The organism is Moorena sp. SIOASIH (genome assembly GCF_010671925.1).
GTDB lineage: Bacteria > Cyanobacteriota > Cyanobacteriia > Cyanobacteriales > Coleofasciculaceae > Moorena.
The window spans coordinates 443,657-458,606 of record NZ_JAAHIH010000001.1; the positions used below are offsets into that span (position 1 = coordinate 443,657).

19 protein-coding genes are annotated in these 14,950 nt (G+C 42.5%); 12 read left to right on the forward strand and 7 right to left on the reverse strand.

Annotated elements, in window-relative coordinates:
• Positions 1-21 precede the first annotated feature (21 nt).
• The 6 genes from F6J90_RS01935 to F6J90_RS01960 are packed head-to-tail and all read left to right on the forward strand — an operon-like array spanning position 22 to position 3,623.
• Positions 22-219 carry a hypothetical protein gene (locus F6J90_RS01935; protein WP_293090843.1) on the forward strand — a complete coding sequence of 66 codons (198 nt, stop codon included), beginning with the start codon at positions 22-24 and terminating at the stop codon, positions 217-219.
• Complete coding sequence (locus F6J90_RS01940; protein WP_293090844.1) at positions 204-1,577, forward strand: hypothetical protein; 1,374 nt, start codon at positions 204-206, stop codon at positions 1,575-1,577. The genes F6J90_RS01935 and F6J90_RS01940 overlap by 16 nt, the downstream gene beginning before the upstream one ends.
• 42 nt (positions 1,578-1,619) lie before the next feature.
• Positions 1,620-1,757 carry a hypothetical protein gene (locus F6J90_RS01945; protein ID WP_293090845.1) on the forward strand — a complete coding sequence of 46 codons (138 nt, stop codon included), beginning with the start codon at positions 1,620-1,622 and terminating at the stop codon, positions 1,755-1,757.
• Between the two features lie 6 nt (positions 1,758-1,763).
• Positions 1,764-1,898, forward strand: coding sequence for a hypothetical protein (locus F6J90_RS01950; RefSeq protein ID WP_267876452.1), 135 nt, complete (start codon positions 1,764-1,766; stop codon positions 1,896-1,898).
• Positions 1,899-1,940: 42 nt separating this feature from the next.
• Complete coding sequence (locus F6J90_RS01955; protein WP_293090846.1) at positions 1,941-2,189, forward strand: hypothetical protein; 249 nt, start codon at positions 1,941-1,943, stop codon at positions 2,187-2,189.
• 60 nt (positions 2,190-2,249) lie between these two features.
• Complete coding sequence (locus tag F6J90_RS01960) at positions 2,250-3,623, forward strand: hypothetical protein (RefSeq protein ID WP_293090847.1); 1,374 nt, start codon at positions 2,250-2,252, stop codon at positions 3,621-3,623.
• On the opposite strand, the gene F6J90_RS01965 is transcribed toward F6J90_RS01960, so the two are convergent.
• The gene (locus tag F6J90_RS01965) at positions 3,556-3,777 is read right to left on the reverse strand and encodes a hypothetical protein (RefSeq protein ID WP_293090848.1); all 222 of its coding nucleotides are present in this window, start codon (positions 3,775-3,777) and stop codon (positions 3,556-3,558) included. The genes F6J90_RS01960 and F6J90_RS01965 overlap by 68 nt on opposite strands.
• 132 nt (positions 3,778-3,909) lie before the next feature.
• Between F6J90_RS01965 and F6J90_RS01970 the strand changes: the two genes are divergently transcribed.
• From F6J90_RS01970 to F6J90_RS01985, 4 genes are all read left to right on the forward strand, one after another.
• On the forward strand, positions 3,910-5,115 hold the full coding sequence (locus F6J90_RS01970; protein WP_293090849.1) for a glycosyltransferase family 4 protein: 1,206 nt from the start codon (positions 3,910-3,912) through the stop codon (positions 5,113-5,115).
• Between the two features lie 70 nt (positions 5,116-5,185).
• Positions 5,186-5,374: a hypothetical protein gene (locus F6J90_RS01975; RefSeq protein ID WP_293090850.1), complete on the forward strand. Its 189-nt coding sequence runs from the start codon at positions 5,186-5,188 to the stop codon at positions 5,372-5,374.
• Between the two features lie 713 nt (positions 5,375-6,087).
• Positions 6,088-6,216, forward strand: a complete 129-nt coding sequence (locus F6J90_RS01980; RefSeq protein ID WP_293090851.1) for a hypothetical protein — start codon at positions 6,088-6,090, stop codon at positions 6,214-6,216.
• A gap of 385 nt (positions 6,217-6,601) precedes the next feature.
• A complete protein-coding gene (locus F6J90_RS01985; protein WP_293090852.1) occupies positions 6,602-7,765 on the forward strand; it encodes a tetratricopeptide repeat protein in 1,164 nt (387 codons plus the stop codon).
• A gap of 30 nt (positions 7,766-7,795) precedes the next feature.
• Here F6J90_RS01985 and F6J90_RS01990 read toward each other — a convergent pair whose 3' ends face one another.
• A complete protein-coding gene (locus F6J90_RS01990; protein ID WP_293090853.1) occupies positions 7,796-8,056 on the reverse strand; it encodes a hypothetical protein in 261 nt (86 codons plus the stop codon).
• 89 nt (positions 8,057-8,145) lie between these two features.
• Here F6J90_RS01990 and F6J90_RS01995 point away from each other — a divergent pair, with 89 nt between their 5' ends.
• Together F6J90_RS01995 and F6J90_RS02000 are read left to right on the forward strand one after the other, a co-directional pair.
• Complete coding sequence (locus F6J90_RS01995) at positions 8,146-10,170, forward strand: tetratricopeptide repeat protein (protein WP_293090854.1); 2,025 nt, start codon at positions 8,146-8,148, stop codon at positions 10,168-10,170.
• Between the two features lie 72 nt (positions 10,171-10,242).
• Positions 10,243-10,665, forward strand: coding sequence for a hypothetical protein (locus tag F6J90_RS02000; protein WP_293090855.1), 423 nt, complete (start codon positions 10,243-10,245; stop codon positions 10,663-10,665).
• Positions 10,666-11,837: 1,172 nt separating this feature from the next.
• On the opposite strand, the gene F6J90_RS02005 is transcribed toward F6J90_RS02000, so the two are convergent.
• The 5 genes from F6J90_RS02005 to F6J90_RS02025 all read right to left on the reverse strand — a co-directional run bounded on the left by F6J90_RS02005 (position 11,838) and on the right by F6J90_RS02025 (position 14,945).
• Positions 11,838-12,026: an SAF domain-containing protein gene (locus F6J90_RS02005; RefSeq protein WP_293090856.1), complete on the reverse strand. Its 189-nt coding sequence runs from the start codon at positions 12,024-12,026 to the stop codon at positions 11,838-11,840.
• The gene (locus F6J90_RS02010) at positions 12,023-12,721 is read right to left on the reverse strand and encodes a PIG-L deacetylase family protein (RefSeq protein ID WP_293090857.1); all 699 of its coding nucleotides are present in this window, start codon (positions 12,719-12,721) and stop codon (positions 12,023-12,025) included. The genes F6J90_RS02005 and F6J90_RS02010 overlap by 4 nt, the downstream gene beginning before the upstream one ends.
• A gap of 65 nt (positions 12,722-12,786) precedes the next feature.
• The gene (locus F6J90_RS02015; protein ID WP_293090858.1) at positions 12,787-13,479 is read right to left on the reverse strand and encodes an RraA family protein; all 693 of its coding nucleotides are present in this window, start codon (positions 13,477-13,479) and stop codon (positions 12,787-12,789) included.
• A gap of 18 nt (positions 13,480-13,497) precedes the next feature.
• Positions 13,498-14,301, reverse strand: coding sequence for an amidohydrolase family protein (locus F6J90_RS02020; RefSeq protein ID WP_293090859.1), 804 nt, complete (start codon positions 14,299-14,301; stop codon positions 13,498-13,500).
• Positions 14,298-14,945 carry a class I SAM-dependent methyltransferase gene (locus F6J90_RS02025; protein WP_293090860.1) on the reverse strand — a complete coding sequence of 216 codons (648 nt, stop codon included), beginning with the start codon at positions 14,943-14,945 and terminating at the stop codon, positions 14,298-14,300. Before F6J90_RS02025 ends, F6J90_RS02020 begins: the two co-directional genes overlap by 4 nt.
• Positions 14,946-14,950 lie beyond the last annotated feature (5 nt).

Below are 14,950 nucleotides of genomic sequence, written 5' to 3' on the forward strand. Positions count from 1 at the left end.
AGGATTAATCTTTGGTGGGCAGTGCCTAGCAAGGGGATTGGTAACCAAAGGAATCTCTCTGGTGCACTGCCCACCCTACATGAACTTCTGTTCTCCCCATCTCCCCATCTTCCAATCTCCCCACCCTCTTCCCCCCTACTCCCTATTCGCTACTCCCTACTCCCTAAAAAAATGTACCTCACCCAATTTAAAACCGCTATATTATGGATGTATTGCTAATTGAGTCATCTTCCTTTAGTCCTGCTCTAGGAACTGCTGGAGAAATTGCTATCAATGCAGCAGTTGCCGGGAAAAAGACCGGATTTTCGTTTCTCCATGTGGATAATCCGGAAGACCCTCGATGGATTTCCAATAGACAGCCTCAACGGTTTGGAAAACGAAGTTGGAAACAGAAAGTATGGAAAGTGGAAAGCATTTTAAGCAACTATGGCGTAACCACTTTACCAGAGGAATTTTTGTCAGAAAATGCTCGGTTAACTATTCAAGACTATGTCCAAAATGCTCCTCATAGTTTAAGGGAGCTCAGAGCCTACAACTACAAGGACGCTGCTCTGGGTTTAGCTACAGTCTCTTCCCTGATTACCCTCACGAAATCCACGGAGCCGGATCCTGATCAGCATTATCCCCTTATACAACGATTGTTGCAATGTTCAGCAATGGTTTATGAAAAGGCCCGGGCACTTATTCTCAAATATAACCCTCAGAAAGTAATTGCTTGGAATGGACGAACTGCTTCCAAAAAAGGAATCTTTGAAGCCGCTAAACAGCTTGGTGTTGAGGTTCAATACTCTGAACGGGGAGCCACCTATGAGCGATACGAACTGTTTGATCAGCCCCCTCATGATTTTGCCTATTTGCGCGAAAAAATCAAAACCTATTGGCAACAGGCTGGTATGGATAGAGAAGAGTTAGGACATGCATTTTTTAAGAATAGAAGGCAGGGAGAGGGAATTGGCTTGACTAACTTTACCTCTAAGCAGCAAAAAGGTCTCGTCCCTGGGAAAACCAGCAATCATCGTCAGATTGTCTACTACTCTTCTAGTGATGATGAATTTGCTGCCGTTGGCGACTTGATCAAGCCTCCAATTTTTAAGAATCAAACGGAAGCCATAGAGTCTCTGATCACTTGGGCATCTAATCAGATCGATTGTTATCTGAGCATTAGAGTCCATCCTCAACATCAGAAAAAGTCATTAGAAGACCGCAACTTGTGGCAGTCTTGGAACGGAAAAAATGTCCAGGTTATTCCCCCGGATTCCAAGGTTGACTCCTATGCCTTAATGGACTGGGCCGATGTGGTGGTTACCTATGGTTCAACAACTGGTGTGGAAGCAGCTTACTGGGGTAAACCCTCTGTACTTCTGGGGGACAGTAAATACTCTGGCCTAGGCTGTGTTTATCAGCCTAGGTCTGAAGCAGAGGTTTACTCATTACTAGAGAACGATACTCTAGCACCGCTGCCCCAAGAAACCTGCTTGCCCTATGGATATTATTTTTTAAGTTTCGGTATGACCTATAACTATTATAATCCAAAGACTGTATGGACTGGGGACTTTTTGGGCGAGCCACTGGACTAATATCAAGTCTGGTTGAATACCCGTAATCTAGGGGTGGGGAGGGTGGGGAGATGGGGAGATGGGGAGATGGGGCAGCAGAGATTAATCTTCGGGTGGGCAGTGCCTAGCAACGCTATGGCCAGCTTCGGAATCGGTCTGGTGCACTGCCCACCCTACATGAACTCGGGTGCATCTGATTAAAGCTATTTGAGCTGGTGGTGCGTTACGGGACGGGCTGTCCTCACCAGCGAAGAGACGGAAAATAATGGCGAGCCCGTCCCTGAAGCACCACTAGCAACTCCCTACTCCCTACTCCCTACTCCCTACTCCCTACTACATTAACTTAACCGATTAATCGTAAGGTGGGCAGTGCCTAGTAACGTTATGGCCAGCTTTGAAATCTCTCTGGTGAACTGCCCAGCCTACATCAACTGCCCAGCCTACATCAACTGCCCACCCTACATCAACTCCCTACTCCCTACTCCCTACTCCCTACTCCCTACTCCCTACTCCCTACTTAACCGATTAATCTTTGGTGGGCAGTGCCTACCAAGGTTATGGCCAGCAAAGGAATCTCTCTGGTCCACTGCCCACCCTACATCAACTCCCTGCTTTCTTGCCTCTTGCCTCTAGCATGCATGCCTCTTGCCTTTCCCAAAACTATATTCACATCTCAAATAAAAACGCTATCCTATGGATTTATTAGTAATTGAGTCATTTGCCTTTACTCCTCGTCTAGGAACTGCTGGAGAAATTGCTATAACTGCAGCAGTTGCCGGGAAGAAGACCGGATTTTCGTTTCTCCATCTGGATAATCCCGATGACATTCGATTCCTTCCCAGTAGACGTTTTCAAAAATTTGGAAAACGGAGTTGGAAACATAAAGTCTGGAAAGTGGAAAGCATTTTAAGAAACTATGGCGTAACCACTTTAGAGGAAGATTTTGTATCAGAAAAAACTCGGTTAACTATCCAAGACTATGTCCAAAATGCTCCCCATAATTTAAGAGAGCTCAGAGCTTACAATTACAACGACGCTGTTCTGGGTTTAGCTACTGTCTCTTCCCTGATCTGGCACACGCACTGCTTGGATCCCGATCCTAATGAGCATTATCCCCTTATACAACGGTTGTTGCAATGTTCAGCAATGGTTTATGAAAAGGCTCGGGCACTTATTCTCAAGTATAACCCCCAGAAAATAATTGCTTTTAATGGACGCTTTGCGTCTGTTAAAGGGATATTTGAAGCCGCTAAACAGCTTGGTGTTGAGGTTCAATACTATGAAGCGGGAGGAAGCTATCAGCAATACGAACTGTTTGATCAGCCCCCTCATGATTTTGCCTATATGCGTGAACATATCCAAAGCTATTGGCAACGGGCTGCTATGGATAGAGAAGAGTTAGCACATACCTTTTATAAGAATAGAAGGCAGGGAGAGGGAATTGGATCGACTAATTATACCTCTGACCAACAAAAAGGTATCGTACCTGAGCAAAGGAGTAATGATCGTCAGATTGTCTACTACTCTGCTAGTGATGATGAATTTGCTGCCATTGGGGACTTGGTCAAGCATCCAATTTTTAAGAATCAAAGGGAAGCCGTAACGTCTCTGATCACCTGGGCATCTAATCAGATCGATTGTTATCTGACCATTAGAGTCCATCCTAACCTTCAGAAAAAGTCATTAGAAGACCGCAATTGGTGGAATTCTTTGACGGGAAAAAATGTCGAGGTTATTCCCCCGGATTCAAAGGTTGATTCCTATGCATTAGTGGACTGGGCCGATGTGGTGGTTACCTATAATTCAACCATTGGTGCTGAAGCGGCTTACTGGGGTAAACCCTCTGTACTTCTGGGGGACAATATGTACTCTGGACTGGGGTGTGTTTATGAGCCTAAGTCTGAAGCAGAGGTTTACACATTACTAGAAGACGATACTATTGCACCGTTGCCCCAAGAAAACTGCTTGCCCTATGGATATTATCGTTTATGTCGAGGCATCAAATATAACTATTATAATCCCCATAATCCAGCATCTGGCGACTTTGTGGGTCAGGCACTGGACTAATCTCAAGTTTGGTTGAATACCGATAATCTAGGGGAGGGTCGGGAGTCGGGAGTCGGGAGTCGGGAGTCGTCAGAAGATTAATCGTAGGGTGGGCAGTGCCTAGCAACGCCATGGCAAGCACAGGAATCCCTCTGGTGCACTGCCCACCGGACATCAACTACATCAACTTAACTACATCAACTTAACCGATTAATCGTAGGGTGGGCAGTGCCTAGCAACCCGATGGCAAGCTTCCGAATCGCTCTGGTGCACTGCCCACCCTACATGAACTTAACTACTACTTAAGATGCGTATTCTATTCCTCCATCCCAAGTCCTTCGCCCAATTTTCTCACCTCGCTAAGGCATTAGCCCAAGATGATACTAATCAGGTTATTTTTGGCACTCAGCGCAGAGCAGGGAAATTGCCTAAGGTTTCCAAAGCCATCTACAGCGCTGTGAAGACAGTTGGTCCTACAACTCACTACTACCTTCACCAGCTGCAAAGAGATATCCATGAGGGTCAAGCAGTCTATCACCTATGTACCAGGCTGAAGTCTGAGGGATTTGTTCCTGATGTGGTTTATGGTCATGGGGGTTGGGGCTCGACGCTATATATCAAAGACGTTTTCCCCCAGGCAAAACTGCTGTGCTACTGCGAGTGGTTTTACCATGCCCATGGGTCAAATTTTGACTTTGATCCCTCTGACCCCCTGACCTATGACGATGAAACCCGGATTCGGACCAAAAATGCCTCAATGTTAATCAGCTTAGTCAGTTGCGATCGCGGATTGTCTCCCACCTACTATCAGCATTGCCAGTTTCCACGGGAGTTCCACAGCAAAATCACTGTGCGTCATGATGGCATTGACACGGAGTTCTTTAAACCCAAGCCTGGAGCGAAATTAGTTCTGCCTCGGATCGACTTAGACCTGTCCGAGGTTGAGGAACTGATCACCTATGTCGGACGGGGGATGGAACCTTACCGGGGGTTTCCCCAATTTATGGAAGCGGTGGGGATTCTCCAGCAGCGACGACCAAGGTGTCATGTGGTGGTGGTGGGGGATAATCGGATTTTCTATAGCAAACCTCTAGCAGATGGCAAAACCTACAAGGAATTGATGTTGGAAAAGGTGCCTCTGGATTTAGAGAGAGTCCACTTTACTGGCTTACTGCCCTACTCAGAATATCTGAAAGTCCTGCAAGCTTCCTCTGTCCATATTTATCTGACCTATCCCTTCGTCTTGTCCTGGTCGATCCTAGAGTCAATGGCTACAGGGTGTTTGGTGGTTGGCTCTAATACTGCTCCGGTGATCGAGGTAATAGAAAACAGGGTCAATGGATTATTGGTAGACTTTTTCTCTCCAGAGGACATTGCGGATCGGGTGGAGGAAGCTCTGGATAATCGGGACAAGATGGCTCGGATACGGGAGAATGCCAGGGAAACGATTCTACAGCGCTATGATTTGGCTAAGTTATTGCCTCAGCATATCCAGTGGATACAGGAGGATTGAGTTGGGTGCATCTCATATTTGTAACAAAGAATGTAAGTGTGGGGAGATGGGGAGATGGGGAGATGGGGAGATGGGGAGATGGGGAGATGGGGAGATGGGGAGATGGGGAGATGGGGAGATGGGGAGATGGGGCAGATTTTTATTAAGGGTAATTATAGCAATCCTAAATCATTGTCAGCCATGCAAAGCGCGAGTGGGGGAAACCCCCGCAGGTCGGCGCTGCATCGCTTGTCAAATCACTGGACTTCTTAAAAACTAGCTCCAACTCCGGTATCATCTGCCTTCTGCCTTCTGCCTTCTGCCTTAAAGCAGCCTATTTATTTCACGAATCAGATAGGATTGCTATATCCTGACATGATATCATTGGTCATTTTCCTTCAGAGGAGAGATAATTGACTCAATCTTTATCAAAAAAATCCGTTTTTTTTGTCCTGAGCTTGACTGTCATCAACTCCTGAAATCCAAGAGCAATAAGGGTTTGTTTTTCCATCATTAAATTTAGGGTAAATTTAGTGCATAAGGAATATAATTTACTAAAATTTTATCAACAATTACCGGTTATTATATTAAGATATAATCCTAGAGATTACTGCAAAACTATGACTCAAATTAAGGTAAGCTATCAGCTATCAGCTATCAGCTATCAGCTATCAGCTATCAGCTGATGCGCTATAGCAATCCTAAATCATTGTCAGCCATGCAAAGCGCGAGTGGGGGAAACCCCCGCAGGTCGGCGCTGCATCGCTTGTCAAATCACTGGACTTCTTAAAAACTAGCTCCAACTCCGTTCCCTTCTGCCTTCTGCCTTCTGGCTTCTGCCTTAAAGTAAGAGATTAATCGTTTGGTGGGCAGTGCCTACCAACGGGATTGGCAACCAAAGTAATCGGTCTGATGCACTGCCCACCCTACATGAACTAGCCTTCTGCCTTCTGGCTTCTGCCTTAAAGTAAGAGATTAATCGTTTGGTGGGCAGTGCCTACCAACGGGATTGGCAACCAAAGTAATCGGTCTGATGCACTGCCCACCCTACATGAACTAGTTTCACTTGCCTTACCCCGACTCCCGACTCCCGACTCCCGACTCCCTACCTCACAAGTGTAGGTTTTTTACATAAGGGTCAAACATGGGACGACCCAGAGGGAGAGGAAAAGGAAAACAACGAAGAAATAATGATTTTTAACGATAAATTAGGTACATTGTCTTGATGCAAAGCGCGAGTGGGGGGAACCCCCAAGACCGGGCTGCCTCCCCAAGACCGCGCTGCATCGCTTCTCTTAACCACACACCCGGTCACCCCACACCCCACACCCCAAACTCAAGTCTTTGTTAAAAACCTACCCTTATGAGATCTCCCCATCTCCCCATCTCCCCATCTCCCCATCTCCCCATCTCCCCATCTCCCTACTCCCTACTCCCTACTCCCTACTCCCTGCTCCGAAGTTCCCTTTGCTATCGATAGGATTAAATTAATCGGAACGACCTAATTATGTCAGTTATCTGTGTTTTAGGAATGCATCGCAGCGGTACTAGCTGTTTAGCAGGCTCTTTACAAGCGGCTGGGTTGTATGGCGGTAAAGTAGACCGGTGTAATGGTGATAATCTCAAAGGTTGTCGGGAAAACCGGAATATTATGGCATTGAACGATGCTATCTTGGCTGAAGCCGGTGGCAGTTGGAAAAATCCGCCAGATCCCATCAGCTGGACCGAGGAACATCAACAACAACGGGATGCCATCATTGCTGACTTTTACTACTATGTGCCGGTCTGGATGTTTAAAGATCCGCGCACGGTACTCACCCTTCCCTTTTGGCGTGAAGGCATCCCCAACTTAAACTTCATTGGTACCTTCCGCCATCCCATGAGAGTGGCGATGTCCCTGTATCACCGGTCAGGATTTCCCCTACGGGATAGTTTAACTCTCTGGATTCACTACAATCGCATCATCCTAGACACCTTCCGCCAATCACCGTTTCCCTTACTCTGCTTCGACCTTCCTCAAGAAGAGTATCTCAGCCAATTGGAGCAAGGGATTAATCACCTATGCTCCCAAGTTAAAGGATCCATATCCCTCTCTATCCCAGCTGCACAGAGATTCTATGAAACTAGGTTAGTGAATCAGAAGGATATGGTTTCTTTACCGCCACAAAATTCCAATCGAGATCATGACCACAGCAACGACACTCAGCTACTGGCTACCGCTGCAGAACTTTACCGGAATTTGATCCAAGCAGCGGGATTGACACTGGAGGAAACAGAGAAAGCAGTGGTGCAAACCTCTGGTTACACTGTCCCTTTAGAAGAAACTATTACTGCTTGTCAGGAGGTGATTAAATCCCAGCCCGACAACCCTCATGCCTATTTCATGGTGGGTAATGCTCAGCGTCAGCAAGAGGACATTGATGGTGCGATCGCTAGCTATAGAAAAGCGCTTGAGTTAGCTCCGGACAATTATTACTTCTACCGACATTTATCGACCCTGCTCTACCAGGAAGAGCGGTTGGATGAGGCAATCACTGTTTGTCAGCAAGCCCTTCAGTCACAGCCTGAAAATCCCTTGATTTATAGTACTCTTGGCAAAATCCAGCTTCAGAAGGGAAATCAAGCAGAAGGGATGGCTAACTGCCAAAAAGCTGCTGAATTAGTTAACTAAGTACCTGTGCCAAATTAATTTAACATTTTGTCAGGGCAGGGAACAGCGGATCTGGGAACAGGGAACAGGTAATATAACTCGATAGTAACTATAGTGGTTTTTAATGGGGTGAGGTACTTTCGTTCTGGGTTTTAGGGAGTAGGGAGTAGGGTAATAAAATTGAATGTACCTCATAAGTAGGAGAAACGCTATAAATTTCAGATCGATCCACTTGTGCAAAAGCCGGTCTCCCCATCTCCCCATCTCCCCATCTCCCCATCTCCCCATCTCCCCATCTTTCCATCTCCCCACACTCTTCTCTCTTTCCCTATTTCCTATTCCCTATCAACATCCCTAGAAAAGCGGGATAACAATTTACTAATCAATTGTGAGGTAATTTCATGAATAAGTACGAAGTTTTGGCTCGTCAGGCAATGGATTCCCAACAGTGGCAGTTGGCACTAGAAAAATGGGATAAATTACTGGATTTATTCCCAGATCACATTCCGGCTTGGATTAGCAAAGGGCATACATTGATAGGGCTAAGAAGATTAGATCAGGCTGAGGCAGTATTTCAGGAAGTTTCACAAAAATATCCTGATAAGCCCCACGGATATGAAGGTTTGGCTCTGGTCGCGATGACTTCTCTGCAGTGGGAGTTGGCGTTTGAAAGACTTGATTTAGCGATCCGCCTTTTTCCAAATGAATCTCAGTTTCTATTTTATCAAATCACTGTGCTATCGAAAAGTCGATTGTTTGAGCAAGCCCAAAAGGTTATTAAAGATGGAAAATTACGATTCCCCCAAGACCCCAACTTTGCTATTGCTGAAGCAAAAATACACCAAAGACAATATAACTATCAAGATGCTCAAAAAATCCTGGAACAAGCCAATCTAGACTATCCGGAGAATATCGAGATTCAACTTGAGATGGCTAACAACTCTTTACACCTAGGGGAATTGACAGTAACACAACGAATACTAGAGACAATCAAACAGAAAACTAGCTCGAAACTATCTGACCGATTTAACAAAAGTTACATAAAGTTTCTGATCCGTAGTCAGAATATACATGAACTAAAGCAATATTTTCAGGAGACTCGAGTAACTCAAGACCAGTTTGATCAGACGTTTATTGACGACTATTGCCAATTATTAGTTAGTCACGGATATTATCAAGATGCCTGTCAATTTTTAACTGAATTAATCGTCAAGGAGTCTGGTCATTCAATAAAAGTTTATAAAATTAAAATTTCTTGTATATTTGAATTAGAAAAAATTACTAATTTGGAAAAACTCAGCAATGTTTATCCAAAAATACCATTAGATAGTTGGATATATGAAGCTAATAAATCATTACATAATCGACTCAATGCTTATCTAAGCAATCATTCAGAATTTGACAGTAATAATCAATCTTTAAGAAAGATTTACAAAAAAATAAACTATTTATCAAACAGTTGCCAACGTTCATATTTAAATACTTACAGCTCCCCCTTTGAAGCCTATGAGCTTAGTGTTAAAATTTTAAATCACATTAAAAATAAAATACCTTTATCATTGATTCGATTAGGGGATGGAGAAGGAAGTTTTCTAGAGTATGACGAAACTTTAAAAGAGTTTCAAAACAGAGATCGTGACCTAGCTAAACAAAGTTGGTGGGGGGATGTTAACCTAAGTAAAAATGACTTTAAAAAACTTAGTGATGACTTGATATCAGCTATCAAAAATGCAGATATATTAGGAATTCCAGAGTTCTATAGGTTTCATCTATTATTACGCTCAGAGTCATTAGAAAAACAGTTGTTAGAAAAATATAGTGCACGAGGGAGTAGAGGTATTACCGCCATAATTAATACCCTAATTGACCCAAACTTTTATCAGGAACAGGAGAGTTATCGATTGAGCAATAAAACCCTGACCTCGTGTTATATTCACCAAGACCTTGAAGTCTGGGGACTTTATCGATTAATTTTCAATCACTTAAAGGAATGTTCAGTGATTTCTTGTCATGAGGGTATTAGTCAAGTTCTTCGAGAAAAATACGGAGTCACGGTTAAACGGTTATATCAGATACCTTCAGAATATACATATGCGCAACGATTTAATTACAGAGACCAGCAAAATCACCCTCATTATCCTTACTACTTTGAGCAAATTTGTTCGGAACTTACTATCTCCTATCCAGGAGAGGTATTTTTAGTGGCTGCGGGTTTTTTAGGTAAAATATACTGCAATAGTATCAAAAATTTAGGAGGGATCGCCCTTGATATTGGAAGTATTGTTGACTATTGGCTAAATTACTCAACAAGAGGGCTTCACCGGAGGATTCCAAATCAAAATTACTATTCGAGCTTTGCAAAAATAATTAAGACGGATATAAGGCTGGACAAAGAAGCTTTAAAGTCTTTACAAAAGTTAGATTAAAAAAAATATAAGTCTAATTATTACTGTGATAGAAATATTTATAATGCAAGGGATATATTTTTAGAATGGGGATTGGTTAAAGAAAAACTATTTCTGATCACTGGTCATCCCAGATGTGGTTCAGGATTTATGAGTAACCTATTTAGACAATTAGGATTTGATATTGGTCATGAAAAACTTGGTCAAGATGGTGTATCAAGCTGGTTAATGGCTGTGAAAGACCTTAATGCTCCTTGGGGAGATAACAGTTCCTCTTACTACGTTAAGTTTAACTATTTAATTCTCTATGTTAGAAATCCTCAAGATGCTCTACCATCAATCCTGTTAGAAAATGAAGTTGAACGATCGTTAAACTTCAGAAGAAACTATATCCTGAGGCAACTTGATTTTGATATCAATCAATTTAGTCATCCTTTAGATAAGGCTATTGCCTATTTCCTAGGGTTGAATAAAATTATTGAGCTTCAAAAACCTGATCAAGTCGTCAAAGTATAAGATTGTCTTGAAGATATTAAAAAATTTATAAGTCAAAAAAATATTGCCGATTTATCCCCTGATCTTATGGAAAATTTTGTGCTCAACACCAGCATCAATAACAGCTATAAAAAATTTACTAAACCCAAGCCTCAATTGACACCTGAAGATTTTAGTAAAATTGATAACGCTCTCAAACAAAATCTGATCAGCTTCTGCAAAAATTATGGTTATGATCATAAATTTATTGGCTGATAACTTAATCCAGAGTAAGGGCAATAAAAATTAAGCCAAAATGTGATATAGGGCAAGGATTATGGGTTCTTCCGTACCTGCTATGGGCTCATTTCAGGTTAAAAAAATCAGAAACCTTACTCTACAAGGGTTATGAGGCTATTTAATTAACAATAATTTCGCGCATACTGCCTCTTTCCACTGCTCCGTTCGCGTAGCGTGGCCAACGGCCTCAGTCCCTGCTCCCTGCTCCCTTCACCAAAGTGTTAATTTAGCATAACAAGTACGGAAGAGCCATAATAGTCAGGGATATGGTACTCTAAATATAGTAAGAGGATATCTGAAAAGTTTTTTGATACTGAATTTTGCCCCCCTAGCCCCCCAATTCTGGGGGGAACAAGAATCTATTTTTTGGTAAAAGTCCCCCAAAATTGGGGTATTTAGGGGGCTTGAATGTAGCAAATGATATTTTTCAGACAACCTCTAACTTTTTTATGCTATGATGCTATGAATAGCCTGTTATAAATTTATTTTAAATATTTGGATTATTCTGGTTTTAGCTTCTGGCATGAACCATTATATAGCGTTTTTAAACTTGGTGAGGTACAGATTACCTGTTTTTATGGGATAGGTAAGAAATTCTGTGTACCTCATTAGGCTAAAAACTGCTATATATCCGGATAAAAATCTGAATAAAAAACATTGATCAGAGAAAAATTAAATAAAAAAATCGTTATAGATAATTATAAAGAGGGAAATTTTTTGACTACGGCGGTTTGCATAACTATCAGGTACACAGGATTGTTTTCCTTCTTCCCTCTTCCGAGCTCCGAGCTCCGAGCTCCGAGCTCCGAGCTCCCTAAAAACCCAGAACTTTGTACCTAACTGAATTGCAAACCGCTGTATGTAAAACGCTATATACGTCAGAAGTCTTGAATGTGGGTTTCCAACTGTCTTACCTATTTGTCTCCAGACATGACCATTTCCCAACTGACTGGAGTTCCCTTCTTCACATCAGCTTTCACGGATTTACCCAAGAGAACATCATAATATTTAGTAGGCAATCCAGACCCCGGTCTAATTGCTCTCAAATTCTTTGGGGTTAAGATATCCCCCGCTTGCATATCCTCGGCAATATAAAGACTCACATCACTAACTGTCTTCCTAAAATAAAGGCTTCAGCCGCTTCAACCCCTACGCTTGCTCCCCGCCAACGGGCTAAATGTTCAACGGCTTGTAATGAACGGGGATGAGGCCAGGGACGCATTTCAGACTGATAGGCTTCCAGGGCTTTGAGCTTTAGGTTGAGGGTTTCAGTTACATCCACAAACCAGTTAGGTGCAAAGATGGGGGCAGAGCCAGGGGGTTGCCATTCGGTACTGGAAGGTATTTCAAAAAATAGGAGTGACTTGACTGGGTGTCCAGGCACAGGACGACAGGCGGTAATCACGGCTTCATGAATGCGGCGGTGATCAATGTTGACATCACCGCTATGGTGGGTATAAACGATCTCTGGCTGATGTTGGTCAATGGCTTGTTCAACCACCTTAATCACATCCAACAGTTCATAACCATCCATGCGATTATCGGCAAAATTATCGAGGGTGACAGAGGCTGCGCCTAAAATGTCACTGGCCTTATGAGCAGCTACAGCTAATGCCGAAAGTTGAGATTTCCATTGTGAGCGATCGCGATTGGAGGCTCGGCTAGTAGCACCTTCGGCGAGGATGAGGATATTAACAGTATTACCTTTTTGAACGTGTTGGGCTATGGTAGCACCGCAGCCCAACACTTCATCATCAGGATGCGCGGCGACGACCAAGATCGTGCGATTTTGTGTCATGGCTACCAAAATAAAGCGGTATAGTGAGAATAGCTAATCTCGGTTCAAATCGTCCAGAATGCCTTTTAACTATCACTAGGTTTTAAGCGTTCGTACTTATTAAAGACGCTGCCTTCGTCCAAATAGCGCTTTAAGCAAACAGTTTCATAGGTATCAAAGCCGTCAGTATCAATTCCATGGAACCAAGCATCCTCCTGCAACTCAATCCAGTGAAGCTTTTCAATTAATTTTTCGTTAATGTGCTCTTTTGGAATAATCACCACGCCACTATCATCACAAACAGCGATAGACCCGTCATAAATCCCGTGCAATCTATTTAGAATATCTTTCGGAGGTGGTTCAGAGTTTTTGACATTAAAACACCCTAAGGGTGTAACACCCTTCGACCAAATTGGGTAGTTTTCTTTTCGGAGTGTATGAGCATCACGCACTAGACCATTGACAACGATACCTTGTACTTGACGATATAGCAGCAAAAACTTGGAAACTAGGGAACCAAAGACTCCATAATCCTCACAATTGATCGCTTCAACAACAACAATCTTGCCAGGGTCAGGATTGCGCAATTGTTCGTGGAGTTCCCAGTTGCTCTGATTGTAAGCATAAACAAACTCGACAGCGCCTACACTAAAATGTCCGGGGTTCAAGGGAGTAATTCCTCGAATAGCACCTGTCTTACCCAAACAGTCAGAGACCTCAGATGTTGAGATTCTGTTTTTGCGAATTGTCTCGATTACTTTATGAGTAATTTGTACCATAAAATCAAGCCTATAAGGTTAATTATGACAATTATAGAAAAGCTCCTCTGTGGTTTTATAAAAAATTTGCTCAATCTCCATATCTGAAAATTGGTACTTCTTGAGAAAATCAAGGGTTTGTTGTATCGAATTTGATAGATCCATGTAGGGATGATCTGAGCCAAACAAACATCTTTTAGCACCAACCTTGCGAATAGCAAACGCTATATCTTGTTCTACGCTACTACCAATCCAATAGGGTATTGAGAACGATGTATCTAAAAAAACATTAGATGTGTCGAGGGCAATTACCATAACATCTAAAGCAAGTTTTCCACCAGTGTGAAGAGCAATAATTGGGGTTTTAATTACCTCAGCAAGGGCTATTAATAAACGAACTCCACTAACGGCGTACATTTTTAAGGTACCATAGCTACAACATACTGCAGTCCAAAGACCCAGTTTTCCAGCATGGTTAGCAACAGCGACAGCCCTTAGAAAATCATGATCTGCCAGGTTTAGCAAGTATGGATGAAATTTTATACCAGAAATACCTAGGGAAGCCGCCTTATCTACTAAATCAAAAGCATCGGCATGGCGAGGATCAATCATGACTGTACATTTGAGATTAGTGGCTTTAATATCCTGCAGTAGTTGCTCTGAAAATCCTCTAGTTAAGAACTCAGTGTCGAGAATCATTAAGTTTCCACCACTCACGTTCAAAGAGCTTAGCATGCCTTTAATATTGGACAAACTGCTAAATGTATCGTAAGCAGTAGTATTAACTTCATGGAGAAGGTTGGGGTGGGGTGGAAGATGAATATTGAAATCTAGGATTTTCATGGCTGTTTCCATAAAATTAGCATAAATTCTTGTTGTGGAATAGGAAGATAGTCATGCTTTAGCGAAACATAAGGTGTCATTTCTAAAGCTAAGTTCAGAGCCTGGGCTGGATCGTAATAGTAAACAAAATCTTCTTTCGGATAATCAGGAGTTAACCAAGAACTTAGAAAATCTACTAATAATACTTCATTGGTGAGTTCAAAGGCTTGAGCAATCATTTTTCTAGCATAAGACCAGTTATCTAGTACAGATTGTTTAAAGTTGAGCAGTCCTAGCATGATGGTCACGTCACCACAAAATTGCTGACTATTTAAATCAAAATGACTATGGTTCATAAATTGGGCAGATGGGAACTTCTTAGAAGCTAAATCAATGAAATCTGAATTAATATCTATTCCTATATATTTGCGAATAGGAATATTTTGCTTATTGATATATTCTAAAAAGTCGCCAAAACCGCAGCCAACATCAAGGACTACTCGATTGGTTAAATTTACGCAATCTAATACTCTGTCAAAGCGATAAACTTGCTGTTCTCTACTTCCCCAACCTAAAGTTCTGTGAGATTCGCCCAGGGTTGCAAACCTCTGAGAGTAACGAGTAACAGTTTCCTGCTCAATCTGCTTAATTTTTTCTGTGTCCATACATT